We start from the raw sequence: 20,529 nt of genomic DNA, 5'->3' as shown, positions 1-20,529 counted from the left end.
ACTTTTAACTTGTATGAGTTTTTGAACTTGCTCTTCATTTAACTTATCTTCATTTAGATTCAACAACTATTACTCTCACCAGTAAATTGTTATGGGTACTAGGACACCATCAAGTAAAACTTTTCAGTTCTCTAAATCTAGCTACTGGAAGTCCATCAGATAACTTCATAAACTTTGGACATGACCATGACTATAAATTTGGTTCTAAAATGATGTCTAGTCTACCAATAAATGCTCTTGGGGTAATGGATAGGGGTTTTGCTGGATTAAAATTTATCCAAGAATTAGTACAAGAAAAAAAATATTTTGTTTTGCGGATAAAAAACAATTGGAAACTAGAATTTTATAGCTCAAATGGGTTGGTCAAAGTTGGTGCATCTGATGATGCTCAAGCCTCTAGAGTAATTAATTTTTGTGATTTAGAGGCGAAAACCGAGTTTCGCTTTTTCATCTTTAGATTTAATTGTTTAGCATAACAGGTACTGAAGAACCGAAATTAATTTACAATATTAATATGAATAATATTAATCTTATACATAGAGAGCTTAGAAAATCTTAGAGCTTGCAAAATTTATTGTGCTAACCTAGTTTAGTGCCACTAAGACTAACTATAACTTGAATTTAACTTGTTTTTACCTTACTTATGTATTCCTTTTGAATGGTTGGGCTTTCTGATAATGTGCATACCTAAAATTTTTAAAGTACTATTATTATGACGGATAGTGAGTGATGTTAACTCTTGACCCAATACATAAAAGCTACCCATAATACTAACCCAATTGTACAGTCCGTTTTTTGGTCTGTTAAGCGTTATTGTCGCATTCCTTCGATTATTTGCTCCTTTAAGTATTAAAATACCACCAAAATTAAAACTACCCGATGCAATTAATTTGCTGCTATTAATGCTAGCCGTGATATTGGCAAAGGTGTAGCCTAAAAACTTGAGGCTTCCTGCAATACTGGCAGAATTATTGATATTACCATTAGTTCCTTTGCTGAGAGTTACTGTAGCGCCGTTGAAAGCTAAAATGCCAAAATTGAAATTACTTGTAGCTTGAAATCCGTTCTCGTTCAGGCTGATGCCTAACGCCGTAAATTGTTTGCCTAAGAGAGTAACATCGCCTAAACCAAAAACCTTTTTATTAGTTAAATCAAGTTTAAAACTAGGAACATTGAGCTTTATAACATTGCCTAAATTAATAGCTACATCATTAATTGAAACGTTCTGAGTGTTAAATGATAAAGTGCCACTACCCAAGGATTGATTAAAAGCAATAATATTTGCTGTTCCTGTTGCACTTTCATTCTTCAAATTAACTGTGAGGTTCGGAATAGTGAAAGTCAAGAAACCTGCTAAACTCAGCCGAACATTCCTCAGATTGACACTATTTTGAGTAACATCAAACATAATGCCTGCTAGGGTATTCCCAAAAACTGAAATTGTTCCTAAACCACTACCGCTACCAGATTTTATATCGATACTCAGGGCATCAATATCAATACTCAATAGATTGCCTAAACTCAGATCAAAGTTTTTAAAGGTAGTCTTGGTAGGGGTAATTTTAAATTCAACATTCGCAATTTTGTTGTCAATAATTTCTAGATAACCATCTCCCTGAAGATACTGCTCACTAGGCGTTACCTTTAAAGATAAATCTAAACTATCGTCATCCGTTCCCTTAATTTTCAGAAATCCTAAATCAATTTCCAGAACTTTTAATGAACCACAGATATTATTAAAAGTTTTATCTCCTTGAAGGATTAAGATTGCCTCATGTCCCCAAGCATTAATTTTGCCATTAATTTCTAAACCTTCTGATATCGTTTGAGCCGCAATTATTGTTGGAAAAGGAACATACTTAATTAAAGGATTGATTTTTCCGTCTCCATCCCCATCAATTGATTCGATGTTTAAGTTTACTAAGCTTTCTAAAAGCCCTAGTGCTTTCTTAACTAAATCGGTTGAATAACCTACTTGTTTGCTAAGAAAGGAAGCGACTGGCCCCCGCCACAAATCTATTAAGCTAACCGCTTGTTTGGGATTTAAAATTAAAGCTAATCTTTCAGGATCATTAGTGTCCATGAGAAAAGCTACCTCAAGGTCTGTTTTTTCCCATTTCAAATCACCAATGAAACCAAAGTTATCGAAGTAAGGAGGTAAATACGTTCCGCCTCCTTGAAACCTGATATTGCGAAGTTCAGTTCCTACCAATCCATAGGGATTAAACCAAGATTTTTCACCTTGTTGACAAAAGTATGCTGTTAAAGATTCGGGTTCGAGAGAGAGACTACCAGAGAGAAATAGCTTAGGTTCTTTTTCTTGGGTGGGATCGTAGCCTTGAAGAATCAAATTTCCAGTTAATCCGAAGTTTGGCTCTAAATCAGCCCCAATATTTAACCCTATGAGCAAATTATTAAAAGTAGCCTTAAATTGTTGCTGGGAAAATAGCTGAATATCGCCTGCAATATTACCTGTTAAGCTAACCTGTCCTGCCGGATTAAAGTTAATTATCGCTCCTAAGCACCCAATTCCTAAGCTTCGATGAATAAAACTGCTGAAATTTGTCTGGAGATTATTGAAATCAATATTTCCAATAAAGTTGAATCCTCTGCTTAAGTTAATGCAACCTAATTTTGAATGTATAAAAGAATGTTCCGTATCAGTGATAATTAGCTCTGGGTTGCTTAATTTTAAATCGTTGATAATAGGAAGTTTACTCGCTAGGTTGCTAAAAATAAAATCTTCATTTAATTTATATTTTAATGTGGTCTGCTTGCCAAAAAATAATTCAATACCTTGGTTATTTAGTAATCCTTTAAAGCTAAGTTCAACTTCTTGATAACTTTTATAAATTTTATATTTTGGTGCAGATATTCTAATTTCAGGTTTGCCAAATATTTCAACAATGATTCTATCAAGCGCCACATTTATGTATGTAACTGTACTATGAATGCTAAAAATTTTGTCTAAATTTAACTGCAAATCATGGTCAAAATCTAAATAAATTCCTGAACTGGACGAGACTAAATTTACATCATCCAAAAATTCAAGTTTTAATTTGATAGCATTAGGTAAGGGAATTATTGTGAAATCAATGCTATTAGCCATAAGGAAGTCGATGTAAATGTTTTTAACAGATTGGTTTAGAGGTTATTTCTAGCAAAGCGTTTAGAACCTCAACTCAAGTCTTTGCTAGCAGATCGTATTCTCAAAAAACTTTGAATACCAATTCGTCAGAACTAGATGTGAAAGTTTCCCTGAATTTAGTAGAGCAACGTAGCAAAATTATAGCTAAAACTGCCACATCACTGAGTCAAAATAATCGTCAAGTCTCACAAAAAATTTATCCACACAAATCACCTCTCCCACCCTTTTCGTGATTATCATTATCAGATGGGGAATGATCAAGAAAAAAGGGGTGTCTGATTGAATACAGCCCCCCCTTTTGGCAGAAAGTGAGAAAAGAACTACCATTACTCACCTGCCAACATGAAAAATGCCAGACTTGAAGAGTTTCGTCAAGTAGCTTACAAATATTTAGGTAGAGCTAAAGATGCGACGTTTGAATTAACATATGCCATATTGCTGACTCGCAATGTTTATTCCTTAGCAGATTTATCCTTATCACCAGTATTTAGACGCAAGTGGTCAAGTATTTATGAAGCGCTACAAGACAGTAGACCGCAGCGACAGAAATTGATGCAGCTATATATCAAACAGATACCAGTAGAGGGACGACCCTTGTTAGCAACTCCTAAGGAGTGTGAGCGCTGGAGTGACTTAATGCCTTTTATGAGTTGGGAGTTGTGGTTAGCTCGTGATATTGTGACTGATAATCCTTTACCTTGGCAGAAGTCACTCGATAATTTGACTCTTGGACGAGTCGCTCAAGCTATGGGTAGAGTTTTTGCGGTGATTGGTACTCCAGCCCTTCCACCCAAACCTCGCGGAAAGTCCCCTGGTTGGGAAGCAGGAAAAAAGCGTCACCGTAAAAACCGGTGCCCGATTGTTAAAAAAACAGTAACACTACCACGTAAAGAAGCATCTGTTGCTGTTTAATACCTTAGATTATTCATACTTTTGCTAAGTCTCTGATTAACTCAGCCCTGCTGGGTCATTTTGTACGGCTTAGTCTAAACTCCAGGAAAAAAGAAGAAGACAATACAGAACCAGTCCGCAGATTTCTCAAAAATACAGGCTTAGTTAGCAACGATTTATTTATGCGGACATTTGAAGTAGCCTTGAAAGTAATTCCGCGCATTGGTGATGAAAAGAAACGCCTGACTGAAGAAAAAGCGTTATTGGATTTGTGGTTGGCTATGGATGAAATCAAAGCCAAAGTGTCTTATGTGCAACCTGAGCTATCCTTAAATTATGGACAAATGAGTTTGAATTTAGAGACTGAAGAGACTGATGATTGAGGGCTGTTGACCGTTAACATACAACTGTCATAATTAATTAATGGAGGAAATAAAAAATGAATCAATATGATTTTAGTGTAGAGCTAAAATCTACAGGTCAAGCTGAGGCGTTAAAAGATTTAGAACTGGCGAAAAAACAGCAGAAAGCAGAGCAATTCCATCAGAACACCCATCTAACAAAGAAATCGAATCTGTATCTATCCCATTAGAAAATATCCGCTAAAATCAATCAGGAGATATTAGACCTGTCAGGAGTTGTCAGAATATCTAGAAGTAGCGGTATGTCTTTCAGATTTTATAAAGTTCCAGATGGCAAAGATAAATTGATTCAAGAATGGTTTGATGCTTGTCAGCAAAATTTATCGGATAAAGTTTCTAAATTAATTATCCAATCTTAACAAAAGCTATATCATGACTTTCTTTGCCAACAATCATCAATCATCAGTCAACTAATAATTATAGGAGATAATCAAACATGAAGGTTAGAGGCATAAAACGTGGTCAAAATATTGAAATATTAGAACAACTTAATAATATTCCAGATGGGACAGAAATAATCATAGACGTAGAATTTATTACCAATCCAATTACAGAACCACAACCACTATTAACAGACGAGGAGAGACTAGCTAGACTAAATCAATTATTTGGGGCTTGGAAGAACCAACCTGAATTAACAGAAATATTTACAGAAATTGACCAACAGCGCCATACTTATCAAGGCAGAACATTAGACTCACTTGATAATCGGGATAACGGCTAATGTATCTACTAGATACCAATATTTGCATTGCACTGCTGAACGAAAATCCCCAAGCTGTTACTAAATTTAATCGCTTTTTCAGCCAATGCTATCTCTCTATAATTGTAGTTTCAGAACTATATAAAGGCGTGTATTGTTCCCAACAGGTAGCCAAGAATCTAGAGATATTAGCACAGTTTACTGAACTCCTACCAGTAGAACCTTTTGAAATAGAAGCAGCTATCGAATTTGGTAAAATTCAAAGCGAACTCAGAAAAATCAGGAAACCAACCGGAGAATTTGATGCTTTGATTGCTGCTGTAGCTCGTTCTCGTGACGATATTCTTGTTACTAACAATATCAAAGATTTTATCAATATTCCCAACTTAAAATTAGATAACTGGTTAGAAAGTTGAAAAACCTGCGTGAATATCCCTGGAAAATTAGTTACACCAGCAACACCCATAATACCATCACTGATTTCTACATTCCTGCTTTAGAGTGTGCCATTCAATATGACCGGAAAGCAGGTTTTTTTAGCAGTGCGATTTTAAGTAAAGTTGCACGAGGTTTAGGTGCAATGCTGCATAACAAGGGGCGAATGCGGTTAATCATGGGTTGTCAGTTTAGCCCCCAAGATTTACAAGCAATTCAACAGGGATACGAACTGCGAGACGCATTGCTATCTCGTCTAGACGCAGACTTAAAACCACCAGAAAGTTTTGCCCAACTCAAACACTTAGAAATTCTCAGTTGGTTGATTCAAAACCAGTATCTCGATATTAAAATTGCTATTCCTCTCAAAGAGAATGGACTACCAGAAGATAGTACACAGCAACTAGACCCACAGCATATATTTCACGAAAAAGTTGGCATTTTTACTGATAGCAAGGGCGAAAAATTAGCATTTAACGGTTCCAATAACGAATCTATCGGTAGCTGGGAGAGGAATGTAGAATCCTTTCACGTTTATTGTTCTTGGGAGGGAGGAAGGGAACTAGATAGAGTTGAAGAAGAAGTAGCGAGGTTTGAGCAACTTTGGTATGACGTATCGCCTAACGTGCGAGTCTTTGAAGTTCCAGAAGCGGTATAGAAAAAGCTGTTGCGTTACGCAAAATCTACTAAACCTGATTGGAATGCCCAAGCTGAATTTGACTCTAGACCTCTAACAAAAATAGAATTAACTGAACCAGAAGCACAACCAGAAGCGGAACTAAAACCAGACCCTTCAGCTATTTCTACAGAAGTAAGGGAAGAAGAACGGTTGGCATTTACTCAACTTGCCAATATTCATGAACATCCTGGCTGCTTGGACTTTTGTTTAAAATCAATTCCCATTTACCCCTGGCCACACCAAATTAAAATACTGCGCCGCGTTGCTCAAAAATTTCCCCAAAGTTTTCTCATCGCTGACGAAGTTGGTTTAGGAAAGACTATTGAAACTGGTTTAATTCTGCGTTATCTGCTGTTGTCCAAAAAAGTGAAGCGGGTACTGATTTTAGCACCTGCTAGTGTCCAACCCCAATGGCAAGAAGAACTACGGGAAAAATTCAATCTGCATTTTTGGAGTTACACATCTACAGAATTTAAAGACCCCTACAAGCGGACTATCCCCGCAGCAGCTAATCCCTGGAATACTCAAGATTTAATCCTGGCTTCTTCTCATTTGGTGCGGAGAACTGACAGAATGCAGCAGCTACTATCAGCAGAACCTTGGGATTTAGTAATCTTAGACGAAGCACACCATGCACGCCGTAAAAGTCCCCAAGACCGCAAGGAAACGCCCAATCGCTTGTTACAGTTAATGGCACAGTTGAAGGAGAAGACTAAATCCCTGATTCTTTTGTCAGCAACTCCCATGCAAATTGATGCTATAGAAGTTTTCGACTTGTTAAACCTGCTGGGATTGCAGGGGCATTGGAGTTATGGCGATAACTTCTGCTATTATTTCGCCTCGCTACAAGGTGCGGTCAGTGAACACGCCCCTAAAAGACTTGATGTTCCGCCACACCCGCGACACTCTCCGACAATACTATCAGAGGGGACTGTTAGAGCGGGATATTCCTACTAGAGTTGTGCAGGATAATGCTATTACGCTGGAACCCCAACGGGAAGTACCGCTTTATGTAGCTGTCAGCGACTATGTACGTCACTTTTACCGACTGGCACAAATAGATCAGCGTTCTTGTTTGGGTTTTTTGATGACCCTTTACCGTAAACGTTTGACCAGTTCATTTTATGCTATCAAGTCATCTCTGCAACGTCGTTTGGATTATTTGTTAACTCAACGGGGAAGCGTTTTAAGTGACGACGATTTATTTCTTGATCATTCCCCATCTGATTATCATTATTGTATTATTATCTGGAGCAGATATACTACAGAATTGTTAAAGGTCGCGGATGCTTTGAGGCTGACAAGATAATATTTTTAATCTCTAATTCCATTTGATTTGCGTTCTCTCATATCGCTTTTAGTCTAAACTCCAGCACCGACTCAGCAATTTTAAAAGCCAGTGGCGTGCAGTTTGAGAGAAGGAGCGAACGTACTTGGCAACTGACTTATAAAGCGCAGAATTACACAGTTACTTTTTACCTTAGTGTTTTTGATGAAATGCCTTCCCTACGATTAATGAATTTTGGCGACCCCTTGTTTAAAAAAATGCTACAAACCATTAATTTTTGAGATTACAGTTTTAACACTTATATTACTGGCGTATGGGGTGGAAATTTAACGAAAAAACGGGATTATATCATCCCATAAGTTAGTATTTTTATGATTTTCAAATCTTCTAAAAACGAACCGTTCAAGGCTTCATTCTCCCGTGGCATATTGACGTTTTGAGCATTAAAAATGATTTTAAAAGCAATATCTCTGCCTGACTGCCTCAACACTTGCAGATAAGCAACAGCATCATCACGTCGGCGGAATCTTTTCACAACAATATTTTCTTTATTGGGAATATCACGGACAATACACCACGGTTTTAATTGCTCACAATAAGTCATATTTTACCCCTTAAAAATGCTGTAAAATAACCATGCTATGTACTTTTAAATCGCCAATATTTACCTTAAACGAGGAGGTATACTCAAAGACAGGTCAAATTGATATTGACAATTTTAATTATGTGTGTATTAGATTGATTTGACAGATATATAGCGTTACGACTGGAATGAAATATTGTGTACTGAGTCTGAAAACCTTGCAGGGCAAAGCTTTTGTTTTAAAAACCTTTCATGAATCAAACCGGATTGCTATATGTAGAAGAGAAATGTTATTGAGATCAAGGCGAATGAGTCAGACATAGCAATTGCCAAAGTTGTTCGGGAACTTCTTCAAAATGTTCCAGTAAAAAGTCCATGAATGCCAAATGTCGTAAATCATTAGGCTGAGGATAGCGTCTAAATTTACCTTGCTTAAACCAACCTCTGACCGTAGAATCGGAACGACAGCATATTAACGCAATTTGTTCATAACTCACATCCCATTTGGCATAAAATTCTTCTGGTTTCATACCAAATTCCCAGTGACTGTAGAGTGAAATTAGATGAATTTCTCTTGCCCCTAAAATCCGGGGGTTAGACATTAATACACCTCAAATAGGTAAATATTGGAACTTATTTTTTACATCAGGTATTTGTCAGTCACAGAGTTTATAGACACACCAATAAAACCCAATTAAGTGGGTTTTAAACTCTGGATTCACTCTCAATCTGCGTAAGCAGATATAGTTAAAATAGTTCCGTTATTTATAATGGCTAAAATACCGATTCAGGAATAGCCATAAATAGTGGATAGGGTAGGGATGGTGCGGTGCTTCGGTTCAAAAAAAACGCCCTATAACCACATTTTTGCACGAACTATACTGTGAGGAGGGCAATTGAGTTTTTGACTAATCTTCTCAGAATAGCTTGACTGCAAATCCAACTTCAGTCGGACTCGGCAAGTTGGGATAGTTCACCAGCTATTTGATATTTTAATATCTATAACAACTGGAATAGGGCTGAGAAACTTTTGGGCAGCAGCAACCATACAATTGTGTAATATATTGCTAACTTGCTCAACTTCAGTCTCTGGACATTCCAGTACAATTTCATCATGTCTTACACAGATAAGTTTTGTTCTGAATTTAGCTAAGGTCGTTGAAAGTTTTACCATAGCTAATTTGTTGATGTCGGCATTTAAACCTTGTACTGGATGATTAAATAGCTCTGATAGTCGGGGCTTGTTTACCCATCTCCGTCGTCTATTTGCTAGTGTACGACTTTCCTTAATGCCTTGGATGTATTTACCTTTGATGTTTTCATGCCACCTAGCTATTCCAGGATAAGCTTCAAAGAATCGTTTTCTGAAAGCTTTTGCTTGTTCTAATGTCATTGCCACCCCATATTTTACTTGGGCGTAAATTTGGAGTTTGGCAGCGCCCATACCGAAAATCAATCCAAAGTTTATTGCTTTTGCTAGTCTGCGGTCTTCCTCAGTCACTTCATTGATATATTTTCCAGTTACTAGAGATGCTGTTAATCGATGTAAGTCAGCCCCCTGGCGATAGACTTGGCACATCTTTGTATCACCACTAAGCCGAGCCATAATTCGTAGTTCTATTTGGGAGTAATCGGCTTTGATAATTTTATAGCCAGGGGCAGCAATGAAGCAGCTCGTAGCTGCTTCATCACGGGGAATATTTTGTAGAGGTGGTTTGCGGCAAGAAAATCTACCGGATTTTGCCCCTAATTGATAATAGTTAGGATGAATTCTCCCAGTTTTGGGGTGGATATGCTGGGGTAGTTTCTCGGTAAAAGTGCCGATAATTTTGGATAGACGGCGGTAATCTAGCAATGCTTGAATTATGGGATACTGTGCAGCCAAAGAAACTAATTTACTTTGATTAGTTGAGTTGATTTTGATACCAATAGCTTGGAGAGCAGCCAAAACTTGCTGAGGTGAATTCGGGTTTACTGCATCTGTCAGTTCTGGCAGCAATGACATCTGAGAACTAGCAATACGGAGTTGCTTGAGTTGGCTTAAAGCATCTGTTTTTTCAGCTTCTAGTTTTGCACCCAGTATCTGCCATTGAGACAAGTCAAATAGCATTCCGTTAAGTTCCATTTGAGCTACAACAGGCATACACTGAAATTCCAGTCGGGCAATTTTGAGTAACTTTGCCTGCTTTAACTTGTTGAGGAGAATTGGGTAAAGGTCAAGTAATATGGCAGCATCTACGGCAGCATAGTGCAATTGAACCTTGGTAAGAGGTTTACACCAATCACTGATTTGTTGAGTTTTATTTAGTTGAAGGTGTAGTAGCTTTTTAACTATATTTTGTAAGGATGAGCTTGTTTTTAATCCTGCGGTTAGAACTTTATAAGCAAGTTGGGTATCAAAGAATTGACCAGAGGGTTGAAGTCCTGCGAGTGTGAGAAATTGCCAGTCGAACTTGGCATTATGTGCAATTTTGATAGCAGAGTTACAGAGTAGTTTTTTGAGCAGTTGGCGATCGCTTTTGGGAATAGCTGGTAAATCAATTAGCACTACCGGATGGTTTGGTGCAGCTATTTGAATCAATCTAATAGAATCAGTTAGAGGGTCAAGTCCTGTTGTTTCACAATCTATGGCTAAAATTTCTGCCTGAAACAGAGGTTGGAGAGCCGAATTAAGAGTTGAAACATTGGAAACAAGAGTATATTGTGGGGTAGAAATACTAATATTATTTGTATTTATTAAGCTTGTAGCCATAATGAATTTAATTTGAACTTCTCACCTAGAAGCGATAGCTTGTATGTCTAATAACTTCAAAATATTTAGTTTTATACAATGATTTTAAAAACTATTAAAGAGAGGTAATCTTAATAATTTTAAAAACTATTAAAGAGAGGTAATCCTATCGATATTCCTCTCTTTATATGATTAACTGACTTTACGGTTACCTGTTTTTGCAATGTTAGAATGCTGAATATTCTCTTGAGCAGATGTAAAAGCAGTAGGAGCTAATTCTCTAATAATGGGTGTGACAATTTCTGGTGCCAGTTCTAAACGATGCTTAATCTGTGCTTGCAACCAGGCTAAAGGAACACTTTTACTGTTGACTTTTTGTTTGATAATTAAGTCAGGATTGGATTTTGAAGCTTTTTTTATGGCAGTGGCAATTTTTCTGGCTGTCCGTAAATCAATTTTGTCTACATCAATGCTAACAAAATTGTCTGGTTGAGGTTCTGGTTTTGATGTAATACGGTTAGTTGATTGATTTTGATTTTCCAACTTGAGAGATTTATTAATATTAATAGATTCAATGTGTGATTGTTCCGATGTTGTGTTGTTGGTATGGTATTCGATATTGAGTGTAAATTTCTGCCACAGATGGACTATTCCCACAACGAAATCAACGAGTATCACAATTGTATATAAGGCTGCAATTCCAATGATGAGATGATTTAAAATTTCTTGAATTTCTTGAGTATTCATGATGACTAACTGAAAATTTATGTTCATAATTAAAGAAGCGATCGCTTCCATTTAACAGAAAAATTCTCAGATGAAAATTTGAATAGACTGAGGATAAGAGTGAAAATTTAGAACAAGCTAATTTGCACAGTTGAATTTGATGAATGTTTAGGAGTTGGAGTGCTTTGGGTCGAGTCTAAGCTAGACTTGGTATTGACATGACGCTTACCCCATCCCTCTTGTGCTGCTTGTTTAACTATGCTGCGTCAAATTGACCTGCTAAGGTAGTTGAATTCATTTTTTACCTGATTAAAATGAATGATGCGATTATTGCTGGCATTGCTCGTATCACCATCACCTAGAAATTCATAAAAACTCTTGCAACCCTTTGGTAATTTATCGTATTTGGTTAAAACTTCATTACCTACCCAAAGATAAAGGTCAGCGTAGTCCCTATGTAGAGGAGCTTCGTAAGTTGCTGGCATCATGTAGGTAAGAACTTCTGTGGCTGTGCTGGAAACACCAACCTGATCCTGTTCGTATTCAGTGAAGATAAGTTCCAATCGATCCTGAATACAAGCAAACTTCAGCCATTGGGGAATCGTATCACTCCAAGGACTGCGATGAATTACTAATGGCCCTGCAAGGTAGCGAACATGGTGTAGGGAAAATTCAGCTATTTCTAAAAGACTTGCTAATAATTCTTTTGGTGTATTTAAACTTGCCAGAATTTGCAGTATTTTTCGGGTGTTGTCTGGCAGTTTGGTACTATTAGCATTACTGATTTTTGCCATTGTTTATGGTAAAATTAAATTCATTTGCTCCATTTGTCATCTCGATATGAGCGCATCATCAAAAATAGCCAATCGGCTAAAAAATTAATGTCCAATAGGTGAAGGTTGATATTAGATAAATCTTTTTATGCTGGCATTGATGCAGGTTTTTTAGGTAATGCCAATGAATAACGAACCCACTATTAACCAAAATCTTGATACTGACAACAGTAGTAATTATCAATCTGGCAGTGGCTATCAATCTGAAGGTTACGGTGTTGAGCAATTAAGTTCTGGAGATAGTAGTAATCCCTTGCAAGCAGACCAATTTAGGGATGGTTATCAAGAGAATATTTTTGAAATCAATCTTGGGGATACACCTTACACTGAATCGGCTGCTAATCCCAATCCTCAATTATCAGGATATGGCTCTGGCTCCGGTTACAAGTCTAATAAAAGTCAACAGTCAGCATCGCCAGAGCTAGAGTTATAAGTCATATTTTTACTGATAACTATACCCCATAAGTAACAAAAGAATGGTTTCTATTAAATAAATTACTTTGCTTATTGGGGTATAGTTGCTGTCATTTTTAAACCTGAAATTATGAAGACACCAAAAGCATGAATATCTCTTCTGGTTGTCATTGCTTGTATTATTTATAGTATCGCCGCACAAGCTACAATCAACACAATTGGTGATGGCAATTTACCGACTCGAATTGTAGAAGTTGCAAATCCTCAGTCTCGACTACCTGCTACTAAAGTTTTGCTGCCAGACTGGAGCCGCATTTCTCTGGGCCAGCTACCAGGTATCAGTCAATCCGGTGCAATTGATGGCAGTCCCTACAGTCAAACACTGGGTTATGACCTGAGTCGCACTTGGAATGTGGGTATGACTCCTGACCAATATTTGAAGTTAGGAGATATCAGTGAAGCATTACAGGCAGAGGAGTTTTCTTTGCAGGCGATCCAGACGATCGCTCTACGCACAGTACCAGAGGCGAACACAGACATTAACAGTATAGATTTAAACAAAATTGCCTTGAGTGAATTTCCCCTGATTGGGGAGCAGACATTGAGCCATTTAGCTCAGGTTGTTCCAGAATTGGTTAATACACAAGTAAACAATATTACACCTGTTGCAACTTTACTAAAATCTCTCTTAATTGCTGCATCTAATTTAACACTAGCTCAGGTACTAACACAGTATGAAGTTGGGCAAATGAAGCTGGGACAAATCGACTTGTCAGAGTTTTCTATTTCTTCAATTCCTAACTTAGATGCAGTACAGCTACAACAATTTACAGGTTGGATGAATAGCAATGTTTCGGATATTCCTGGTTTGGGACAAGTACCTTTAGGATTAATGCCTAATCCCATCACTGAAATTGGTAGCTTAGTAATGCGGATTGATGTAGTTCATGGACCAGCATAAAACCGCCGTAACAATACGATTTCTGGTTCAGACGTGCAAGGGTTTTCTGTGCCTTGTACTGTAAAAGACTGCGCTTACTTAGAACTGGACGATTTGGAAAATGCAGGTCATAGCGATCGCAGTAAGTTAGAAGGAAAGCAGTGGATTTCCGGGAAATACCAAGAAGTTGAGGGCGGGCGGGGTATCCTGAAAGCAGTGAATAACGGTCGGGAACCAACAGGACGGCTACCGTTTGGTAAAGCTTTTAAGGTGGTGGTAATGGAGCCGGATGAAACTACTGATACGGTAGATACGGCTTTGTTCTTTCGGTTCTGTGCTTGGCGAATGGGTTGTACACCTTATTTTATATCAAATACGTGGCTGAACCCCAAAACAGGTTCTTGATTCGATCTCTGCCGAAGCGATCGCATCGATTTGTGGATGGGATTACATCACCTCTGCTTTATTAAGTGCAACTTCATAGAGAATTGGTATAAGAAACAAGTTTAAAACTTCAAGAGCATGTTTTAGATAATAAAATTTTATTTAGTCAATCATGTTGATGTTTAGTATTTTTATTGTTGCCTCTTAACTATAATTCGCTCAATAATCTCTTCCGGCAGTTTATAAAGATTACCAATCTCACTAATAGTAGCAACTCCTAGCTCAAACATATTCCTAATCTCCAAAATTTGCTTATAAATATAGCATTGATAACTAATTTTAAAATTTTTACTATAAATTTATGACACTTGTTATCATGAAATTCTTCAAATTCATAGAATAAAAAATCGCTCAATAATTCTATATTAAAATCAACATCAATTTTATCAAGTAAATTATTCTCCTCTAGATAATTAAATATGTCTTTCTTATGAGAGGCAGAAATATCTATTATCTCCCAGTCTAAAGCTTCTCCAATGCGTTATATCTGGATTAATTAAAGGAATTTTTACAGAAAGTGCTTCAGTCGGATACTCCAGCCAATTATCACTCAAAACTGGAAATTCTGGAGAACCAATTAATGCTAATTCAAAACTACCGCTAGCTATTTCTTTTACATATACCCCCTCCAAGTAATATTTATTTAAACCCCGTCCATTTTGAAACCTGGAGTTTTTAAGGAGAGTGTATTATTCGGTTGTGGCTTGAGTTCTGAGCTTTAACCTAATTCCAAAAAACTACGGTTTTCAAGGTAGACACGGTTTATTTGCTTAGTTTTTGTTGACAATGAATATAAAAATTCACTGTTGACCACATGTCCCAGTTCTAATTCTAAGTCTTTTTGCAAACCAAAATGTAAATAAAAAGCTGGATAAGTCAATCATAATTCTCCTGTAAACGGTCTATTTTACTGGTAATTTGCTGTAGTTCTTGAGAAAGTGACTGTAGCAGGAGTGATTGGGCTGAGTGTAAAAAGAAATGATCGCCCCTGAACATCTGTAGTGAGAATGCAGCATTTGTCTGTTCGCGCCAAGCTTGAAGTTCATCATAATTGACCTCTCGATCCTGTAAGCCACCAAAAGCAGTAATAGGACAATCAAGTGGTGGCTCGGTAGTATATACATAGGTTTCTAGAACTTCAAAGTCTGCTCGTAGAATCGGGACAAGAAGTTGCATTAATTCGGCATTTTCCAGCAGTGCTTCGGGAGTACCATTGAGACGGCGTAGTTCTTCTATGAACTCAGGCTCACTTAGAGCATGGATAGGTGGATCTGGATCGGGAATTTGTGGAGCGCGGCGGCCAGAAACAAACATATGTACTGGTTCAAGACCGTACTGTTTGCGGAGTAAACGGGCTAGCTCAAAACTAACAACTGCTCCCATGCTGTGACCAAAGAAGGCGAATGGCTTGTTTAAATGTGGAAGCAAGGCGGGAGCAAACTGATTCATTGTCAGCACTTGGGCGATCGCATCCACAAGAGGTTTTAGCCGCGAAAATGGGGCTGACTTCATCTGGGTTCCTCGTCCAGGAAGTTCAATAGAGCAAACTTCCACAGTTTTAGGTAGACTCTCAGCCCATCTGCGAAAAATTACAGAACTACCACCTGCATACGGGAAGCAGAATAAACGCACTGAAGCTTGAGGATTAGGTTTGGTATATGTTAGCCAAGAGTTAAATGTTCGTGTGGTTGTCATATTTTCATGTCGAAATTGCACTTTTTTCCGTGTACCCCTCGGGGGAAGCAAGCTACGCACAGCAGCGACCACAGGAGAAGACTGTCATATCAAGTTCGGTTGAAGACTTATCATTAGGACTGACATGGAGACACGGAGATGCTCTTACGCGGAGAGTTTTGAATAATAAGTGATTATGCGAACTTGATATTCTCGTGCGGAGCGGGAGACGTTTCCGTTGCTCTGGTCAAGAGTCCAGAGTTTTTTGATCTTTGACTCTTGACCTTGGACAACCTTTACGAAAAATCAAATGCGTTATGATTTACCCCCAGCAACTTCTTCCATTTTCTTGCGAAGACTAAGTGGTCTCATATCAGTCCAAACTTCTTTGATGTAATCTAGACATTCTTGTTTCAAACCACTTTTGCCAGCATCTTTCCAGCCGAGTGCGTTTTCTCGGTCAGCAGGCCAAATGGAATACTGTTCTTCATGATTGACTACAACTTTGTAAATTGTTGTGTCTTCTTTGTCGTCTTGGTACATAATTTATCTCCTGCTATTTAATTGGCTATGCTTTCTAAGATTTGATAATCCAGTACTTCACTACAATAAGTTAGTAGTGGGTTGCTCTAGCCGTCATTTAAGCAATAAAGTGCTTACTACTAACTCGTTTAACCTGTCATAATTACACTTGGCAGACTACTAGTACTAACTGCCTGTAATTCCTAAGACTGGCGTGAAGGCGAGAAGGAAACTAGGTAATTAAGTTTGGGCAAGGGTTTCAGGCATTTTAAATGGGTGGCTTATTTACCCCGATGTCTACTAGTCCATAAACCTTAATAATTTGCACGGGGAAATCTCACGATTCCACTGGTTCAAGATGTCCCTTACCTTCTAAACTTGCCAGTTCAATATCTGCAATACATCGAACTTTCACGTAATTCAGTGTCAAGTTCCCAACCAGATGAACCCTCCCTGTTTGATGCTCAAAGTCAGCTTCTTGCAAATTAGATGCTTCTGGGTCGAGTCTGATACCTAAATCAGTACCTCCGCTAGTATTTGTGAATTTGATATGTACGTACCCTCGATCAATATTTTCTTTTAGTGCTGTAGCTGTTTTTTCGGGTCTTAAGCTTGCTTCAACAGAATGTTCACCTTTTGATAAACGTTGCACTAATTCATTCATACAGATGTCTTCCTCTTAAGAATCACTTTTGTTTTGATTTGTTGATGCTTGTACAAGTACAGGCTCGTAGACTGGAATCTCAAATGCTAAGGTCTTGTGGCAAAACTCCTTCCATTCGGGAGTTATATTGTCAAAAATGATATTCTCATCCTTGAAAATCCCATCAGTCACTAGGTAATTTTCTTGTAGGTAAAGAAAGTGATCATCAGTTAACTGTCTATTACTTTCGACTTCCTTACCCTCAACTGATTTGTTTTCTCTCCTTGTATTTTTAGCACACTCAGTCCACTGACTGAACTCACGTAATTTTTTCAAAGAGTAAGCTTTGCAATACTTTCCCATTGTTGCCATAGTAATACCTCAGTTCACATTCTTTTGGCTAGTGATGTTATCAGGTTATGTTTTAATCTTTCAATAAAATTGGCAGAATTGGTCGTGCATCAAGATTTTTTTCGATAACGATACCGCCACATCACAAAACCGGTAATAGATAGAATGAGCGGTGCAAGTCCGACAAACACATAGAGAATACGTGTTGGTAATCCGCCAAAAGTGCCATAATGCAGTGCTACAAAGGAATCCAAAATTTTCTCACCTAGAGGTGCTTTTAACCCATGCTTCAATCGCAAAACCTCACCTGTATACTGATCCAGATAAATCTGGCTGTAGCCGTACTTCCAGCTTTCCTGGGGTAGTTTTTTGCCCACTGCGATCGCATCTTCCGGTTTTATTGGTAGCAAAACGTAAGTTGTAACTTCATCTGGTAATGCCGCATCTGCTTTTTGCAGCAGTTGTGTTACATTAAGCGGCGATTTACCAGTAATGTTTTGGGAAACAAGGTTAGATGGATTGGGAGTAGAGGTGAGTGCATAAATTATAGATTGTGTGAAATCATAAAAATTCCAACAGAAACCGGTGAAGCTAATTAATCCCAAGAAAACAGCTACTATAATCCCTGAGACTTTATGGATGTCAAAGTTGATTCGTCGTGGATGTGCATTCCATTTAATTTTGAAGCCAGAAATCAGCCTTTTCCATCCAGGCCAGAGAATAATTCCTGTAATGCAAAGGATAAATAGTAACAGCGCCACTACCCCCATTATTTGAATTCCAACATCGCCAGCAAAGAGTTGGTAGTGTAATTTAAGCGTGAGTGACTTCAGCGTATTATCCCACACACGGCTACCCATGATTGCACCTGTGTAGGGATTAACGTTGATTTCTGTTCGTTCACCTTCAGAAGAACGGAGCCAGATTTGGTAAGGAATATCTGGTTCTGGTAGTGTATAGATCCGCTCAACTTTAAGTTCTGGGTGGTTGCTGTAAGCTGTCTTAACGGTATTCAGCACCGACTCAATGGAAACTTGTTGTCCTTGAGGGATGATATGTCCGATTTGGCGAGCCAACAAGAAGTGGTCGATCTCATCCGCAAATACCAACAAGCTACCTGTTAAGCCAGCTATAACTAATAGCAGGCCTATAGCTAAACCAATATAGCGGTGTAAGATAAATACTATTTGTTTGGCGGTTGGGAGGGAAAGGTTCATCGAACTCACCTAATGTTAGATTGCGTATTTGTTTGGATTTCATCATAGATATTCCCTGCTTAAGATGCGCCTACTTGATAAGTCTTGTCGCTCTTGAATTCGTCAAAACTCCACTGAGAGCGATCCTACAACTGTAAACGGTTCACCAGGGGTAATAGAGGTTCTATTCTGGCCAACATCAATGTAGTTAACATTAAAAAGATTATTGAAGTTGAGTCCAAGCTTCCAGCTATTTCGCCGATAAAAAATGCTGGCATCAGTACGCAAGTAGCTAGATATTTTAAAGTCATTAGCCAGATCCCCCTGGCAGTTGTCAACCCAAAAATCAGACCTTCATCGCTGTCAAATAACTCGACTGTTGGTGAGCTTCCCTCACCGATCACCGTCACCCCGATAGTATTGGCATCAAAGTTATTGACTGTTATTTCAGTAACTCCCGCAAGTGGTTTTTCGGAACGGAATGTAAACCCATCACCATTGGGTAAACGCAGCTGGGCATTGGGAATATCAGCAATAAAACTATTACCAGCACTGCGATTCGTAATTTGTAATTGTTCCCCTTTGGTAGTTTGTAGAATCACCTCCACACCTTTGGCGGTAGGATTTGCCTTCACTGCCGTCACTTGCACAACTTGACTTGAAGGTGTTGACGATTGAGAAAACAACTCGCTAACATTGGTGGCTGGGTGTTCAATCTCGCTCAGTCGCTTAATTGTTGTAATTACTGTTGGCTCATTTTGCTGCTCTTGCTCTTGTGCCCGTACAGATTGTGCCATCAACAATGGCAGAAAACTCATCACCAACCACAGCCAAATATTAGACGACAACTCTTGAATCCTCACAATAATTCCCCACACTCCAGTAACCAAAACCCCCTTTGTTGAGAAGCTTTCTGAATAAGCTTAAAATTGAGATTAGAGGAATTGGATGAGTTGTGTCAACCCCAATACAGAACTAATCATCGCCAAACAAACTTTTCTGGCAACAAACACTAACTGGGAAAAATACCAAACTTACGTTTAAAAGCAACACTAAAGTGTATAAGATTGGAGTAACCAGTCATAATTGCCACTTCTAGTACTGTGCGATTTCCTTCTCTGAGCCAGCGTTTTGCTTCTTCCATAGCAAATTGCAAAGGGTGAAGGCATTCACAGCCTGCTTCCAGTACATCATCGTAGTATTCGTAGTTACTAATCCCCAGATGCACTTGGGTATGCACTTCTATGCTTCGCGTATATCCTTTGCCCAGTTGTTTAGGTACTTGACAATAGGATTCAAATGGCTCTGACAAGTTTTGTTGGCTATTTTGTCTAGCTTCTGCCCAAAGGTCTCTTTCCTGTTCCAGCGTTAGGGTAATGGTCATAGCTGGCGATTGGTAGATGGTTATAGCTTGATAATATTAATTTTCAACAATCTTACCACAATTTATTCCTAACTATTGACCTAAGCAGAACTCAATATATTCGCTCGCCTCAAGCTTTTAAGGGCGTAGCGTCCAAAACTACTACTGAACTATGTTTTATACAATAGACTATATAATCAAGCAAATTTTAAGTATATATTCGGGCTTTTAATAACAAAACATTTTGCCATTTAGTCTTTTAAATAAGGTCTAAAATCGCTATTTTTTCCCTTTTATCTGAATATAATCTGATGTATATTTTAAACCTTGCAAGGGATATCTACGACGGGCTAAGCCTACGCTTAAATTCATACTTATATTTTGCAACTCCCAAACTTGCATATACTAAAAGTAGTAAATTAGTCAAGCCTGATTGCAAATATAATTTAATAGTTATTGATAATAATTCTTTATAGTTTAGGGGTTGCTAAATGCAATAAATTCCTTCTATATTAGAAAACATTGAGTGAAAAAGTATTTTAA

The 20,529-nt window shown here is 38.0% G+C and carries 23 protein-coding genes and 2 pseudogenes; 12 read left to right on the top strand and 13 right to left on the bottom strand.

Annotation, left to right across the window (positions count from 1 at the left end):
* Positions 1–53: 53 nt before the first annotated feature.
* Positions 54–497: pseudogene (locus HWQ40_RS24310) on the top strand (transposase); the annotation flags it as partial.
* Between the two features lie 140 nt (positions 498–637).
* Here HWQ40_RS24310 and HWQ40_RS24305 read toward each other — a convergent pair.
* Positions 638–3,109: a hypothetical protein gene (locus tag HWQ40_RS24305; protein WP_292782877.1), complete on the bottom strand. Its 2,472-nt coding sequence runs from the start codon at positions 3,107–3,109 to the stop codon at positions 638–640.
* Positions 3,110–3,490: 381 nt separating this feature from the next.
* On the opposite strand from HWQ40_RS24305, the gene HWQ40_RS24300 reads away from it, so the two are divergent.
* From HWQ40_RS24300 to HWQ40_RS24265, 8 genes are all read left to right on the top strand, one after another.
* Positions 3,491–4,060, top strand: a complete 570-nt coding sequence (locus HWQ40_RS24300; protein ID WP_292782875.1) for a hypothetical protein — start codon at positions 3,491–3,493, stop codon at positions 4,058–4,060.
* 161 nt (positions 4,061–4,221) lie between these two features.
* Positions 4,222–4,422, top strand: coding sequence for a hypothetical protein (locus tag HWQ40_RS24295; protein ID WP_292782873.1), 201 nt, complete (start codon positions 4,222–4,224; stop codon positions 4,420–4,422).
* Between the two features lie 56 nt (positions 4,423–4,478).
* A complete protein-coding gene (locus HWQ40_RS24290; RefSeq protein WP_292782870.1) occupies positions 4,479–4,631 on the top strand; it encodes a hypothetical protein in 153 nt (50 codons plus the stop codon).
* Positions 4,632–4,897: 266 nt separating this feature from the next.
* Entirely contained in the window at positions 4,898–5,185 is a 288-nt protein-coding gene (locus HWQ40_RS24285) for a hypothetical protein (RefSeq protein WP_292782867.1), read from the top strand.
* Positions 5,185–5,580 (top strand): type II toxin-antitoxin system VapC family toxin, encoded by a 396-nt coding sequence (locus HWQ40_RS24280; protein ID WP_292782864.1) that lies wholly within the window; start codon positions 5,185–5,187, stop codon positions 5,578–5,580. Before HWQ40_RS24285 ends, HWQ40_RS24280 begins: the two co-directional genes overlap by 1 nt.
* Positions 5,577–6,257, top strand: a complete 681-nt coding sequence (locus HWQ40_RS24275) for a phospholipase D-like domain-containing protein (RefSeq protein WP_292782861.1) — start codon at positions 5,577–5,579, stop codon at positions 6,255–6,257. Before HWQ40_RS24280 ends, HWQ40_RS24275 begins: the two co-directional genes overlap by 4 nt.
* A 9-nt stretch (positions 6,258–6,266) precedes the next feature.
* Positions 6,267–7,235 carry a DEAD/DEAH box helicase gene (locus HWQ40_RS24270; protein ID WP_292782859.1) on the top strand — a complete coding sequence of 323 codons (969 nt, stop codon included), beginning with the start codon at positions 6,267–6,269 and terminating at the stop codon, positions 7,233–7,235.
* Positions 7,138–7,587 carry a hypothetical protein gene (locus HWQ40_RS24265; protein WP_292782885.1) on the top strand — a complete coding sequence of 150 codons (450 nt, stop codon included), beginning with the start codon at positions 7,138–7,140 and terminating at the stop codon, positions 7,585–7,587. Before HWQ40_RS24270 ends, HWQ40_RS24265 begins: the two co-directional genes overlap by 98 nt.
* A 322-nt stretch (positions 7,588–7,909) precedes the next feature.
* On the opposite strand, the gene HWQ40_RS24260 is transcribed toward HWQ40_RS24265, so the two are convergent.
* The 5 genes from HWQ40_RS24260 to HWQ40_RS24240 all read right to left on the bottom strand — a co-directional run bounded on the left by HWQ40_RS24260 (position 7,910) and on the right by HWQ40_RS24240 (position 12,400).
* Positions 7,910–8,170, bottom strand: coding sequence for a hypothetical protein (locus tag HWQ40_RS24260; protein WP_292782857.1), 261 nt, complete (start codon positions 8,168–8,170; stop codon positions 7,910–7,912).
* A 278-nt stretch (positions 8,171–8,448) separates the two neighbouring features.
* Positions 8,449–8,751, bottom strand: a complete 303-nt coding sequence (locus tag HWQ40_RS24255) for a hypothetical protein (RefSeq protein WP_069069453.1) — start codon at positions 8,749–8,751, stop codon at positions 8,449–8,451.
* A gap of 371 nt (positions 8,752–9,122) precedes the next feature.
* Entirely contained in the window at positions 9,123–10,901 is a 1,779-nt protein-coding gene (locus HWQ40_RS24250; protein ID WP_292782854.1) for a bifunctional 3'-5' exonuclease/DNA polymerase, read from the bottom strand.
* A 171-nt stretch (positions 10,902–11,072) separates the two neighbouring features.
* A complete protein-coding gene (locus HWQ40_RS24245) occupies positions 11,073–11,627 on the bottom strand; it encodes a hypothetical protein (RefSeq protein WP_292782851.1) in 555 nt (184 codons plus the stop codon).
* A 245-nt stretch (positions 11,628–11,872) separates the two neighbouring features.
* The gene (locus tag HWQ40_RS24240; protein WP_292782848.1) at positions 11,873–12,400 is read right to left on the bottom strand and encodes a hypothetical protein; all 528 of its coding nucleotides are present in this window, start codon (positions 12,398–12,400) and stop codon (positions 11,873–11,875) included.
* A gap of 163 nt (positions 12,401–12,563) precedes the next feature.
* On the opposite strand from HWQ40_RS24240, the gene HWQ40_RS24235 reads away from it, so the two are divergent.
* The 3 genes from HWQ40_RS24235 to HWQ40_RS24225 all read left to right on the top strand — a co-directional run bounded on the left by HWQ40_RS24235 (position 12,564) and on the right by HWQ40_RS24225 (position 14,198).
* Positions 12,564–12,872, top strand: coding sequence for a hypothetical protein (locus tag HWQ40_RS24235; RefSeq protein ID WP_292782846.1), 309 nt, complete (start codon positions 12,564–12,566; stop codon positions 12,870–12,872).
* Positions 12,873–13,145: 273 nt separating this feature from the next.
* On the top strand, positions 13,146–13,814 hold the full coding sequence (locus HWQ40_RS24230; RefSeq protein WP_292782844.1) for a hypothetical protein: 669 nt from the start codon (positions 13,146–13,148) through the stop codon (positions 13,812–13,814).
* A gap of 48 nt (positions 13,815–13,862) precedes the next feature.
* Complete coding sequence (locus HWQ40_RS24225; RefSeq protein ID WP_292782842.1) at positions 13,863–14,198, top strand: hypothetical protein; 336 nt, start codon at positions 13,863–13,865, stop codon at positions 14,196–14,198.
* A 915-nt stretch (positions 14,199–15,113) separates the two neighbouring features.
* Here HWQ40_RS24225 and HWQ40_RS24220 read toward each other — a convergent pair.
* The 7 genes and pseudogenes from HWQ40_RS24220 to HWQ40_RS24190 all read right to left on the bottom strand — a co-directional run bounded on the left by HWQ40_RS24220 (position 15,114) and on the right by HWQ40_RS24190 (position 20,007).
* Complete coding sequence (locus tag HWQ40_RS24220; RefSeq protein ID WP_292782839.1) at positions 15,114–15,932, bottom strand: thioesterase II family protein; 819 nt, start codon at positions 15,930–15,932, stop codon at positions 15,114–15,116.
* Between the two features lie 294 nt (positions 15,933–16,226).
* Complete coding sequence (locus HWQ40_RS24215; protein WP_196523452.1) at positions 16,227–16,454, bottom strand: MbtH family protein; 228 nt, start codon at positions 16,452–16,454, stop codon at positions 16,227–16,229.
* Between the two features lie 316 nt (positions 16,455–16,770).
* Complete coding sequence (locus tag HWQ40_RS24210) at positions 16,771–17,097, bottom strand: MbtH domain protein (RefSeq protein ID WP_292782834.1); 327 nt, start codon at positions 17,095–17,097, stop codon at positions 16,771–16,773.
* A 15-nt stretch (positions 17,098–17,112) separates the two neighbouring features.
* Positions 17,113–17,448, bottom strand: coding sequence for a hypothetical protein (locus tag HWQ40_RS24205; protein WP_292782831.1), 336 nt, complete (start codon positions 17,446–17,448; stop codon positions 17,113–17,115).
* 89 nt (positions 17,449–17,537) lie between these two features.
* Positions 17,538–18,644 carry a PepSY domain-containing protein gene (locus HWQ40_RS24200; RefSeq protein WP_292782828.1) on the bottom strand — a complete coding sequence of 369 codons (1,107 nt, stop codon included), beginning with the start codon at positions 18,642–18,644 and terminating at the stop codon, positions 17,538–17,540.
* Positions 18,645–18,952: 308 nt separating this feature from the next.
* A pseudogene (locus HWQ40_RS24195) lies at positions 18,953–19,420 on the bottom strand (AMIN domain-containing protein); the annotation flags it as partial.
* A 215-nt stretch (positions 19,421–19,635) separates the two neighbouring features.
* On the bottom strand, positions 19,636–20,007 hold the full coding sequence (locus HWQ40_RS24190; RefSeq protein ID WP_292782825.1) for a helix-turn-helix domain-containing protein: 372 nt from the start codon (positions 20,005–20,007) through the stop codon (positions 19,636–19,638).
* Positions 20,008–20,529: the final 522 nt, after the last annotated feature.

Origin of the sequence: Nostoc sp. NMS9, from assembly GCF_017114995.1 — a bacterium.
Taxonomy (GTDB): domain Bacteria; phylum Cyanobacteriota; class Cyanobacteriia; order Cyanobacteriales; family Nostocaceae; genus Nostoc.
Note: the sequence above shows the minus strand (reverse complement) of the source record. Positions and strands in the feature narration are given on the sequence as shown.

Coding starts and splice junctions, on each gene's coding strand:
- HWQ40_RS24245 (WP_292782851.1), bottom strand. CDS start 11,627: ATGAATACTCAAGAAATTCAAGAAATTTTAAATCATCTCATCATTGGA.
- HWQ40_RS24190 (WP_292782825.1), bottom strand. CDS start 20,007: ATGACCATTACCCTAACGCTGGAACAGGAAAGAGACCTTTGGGCAGAA.
- HWQ40_RS24300 (WP_292782875.1), top strand. CDS start 3,491: ATGAAAAATGCCAGACTTGAAGAGTTTCGTCAAGTAGCTTACAAATAT.
- HWQ40_RS24285 (WP_292782867.1), top strand. CDS start 4,898: ATGAAGGTTAGAGGCATAAAACGTGGTCAAAATATTGAAATATTAGAA.
- HWQ40_RS24295 (WP_292782873.1), top strand. CDS start 4,222: ATGCGGACATTTGAAGTAGCCTTGAAAGTAATTCCGCGCATTGGTGAT.
- HWQ40_RS24215 (WP_196523452.1), bottom strand. CDS start 16,454: ATGTACCAAGACGACAAAGAAGACACAACAATTTACAAAGTTGTAGTC.
- HWQ40_RS24235 (WP_292782846.1), top strand. CDS start 12,564: ATGAATAACGAACCCACTATTAACCAAAATCTTGATACTGACAACAGT.
- HWQ40_RS24255 (WP_069069453.1), bottom strand. CDS start 8,751: ATGTCTAACCCCCGGATTTTAGGGGCAAGAGAAATTCATCTAATTTCA.
- HWQ40_RS24200 (WP_292782828.1), bottom strand. CDS start 18,644: ATGAACCTTTCCCTCCCAACCGCCAAACAAATAGTATTTATCTTACAC.
- HWQ40_RS24305 (WP_292782877.1), bottom strand. CDS start 3,109: ATGGCTAATAGCATTGATTTCACAATAATTCCCTTACCTAATGCTATC.
- HWQ40_RS24280 (WP_292782864.1), top strand. CDS start 5,185: ATGTATCTACTAGATACCAATATTTGCATTGCACTGCTGAACGAAAAT.
- HWQ40_RS24260 (WP_292782857.1), bottom strand. CDS start 8,170: ATGACTTATTGTGAGCAATTAAAACCGTGGTGTATTGTCCGTGATATT.
- HWQ40_RS24250 (WP_292782854.1), bottom strand. CDS start 10,901: ATGGCTACAAGCTTAATAAATACAAATAATATTAGTATTTCTACCCCA.
- HWQ40_RS24205 (WP_292782831.1), bottom strand. CDS start 17,448: ATGGCAACAATGGGAAAGTATTGCAAAGCTTACTCTTTGAAAAAATTA.
- HWQ40_RS24290 (WP_292782870.1), top strand. CDS start 4,479: ATGAATCAATATGATTTTAGTGTAGAGCTAAAATCTACAGGTCAAGCT.
- HWQ40_RS24240 (WP_292782848.1), bottom strand. CDS start 12,400: ATGGCAAAAATCAGTAATGCTAATAGTACCAAACTGCCAGACAACACC.
- HWQ40_RS24220 (WP_292782839.1), bottom strand. CDS start 15,932: ATGACAACCACACGAACATTTAACTCTTGGCTAACATATACCAAACCT.
- HWQ40_RS24210 (WP_292782834.1), bottom strand. CDS start 17,097: ATGAATGAATTAGTGCAACGTTTATCAAAAGGTGAACATTCTGTTGAA.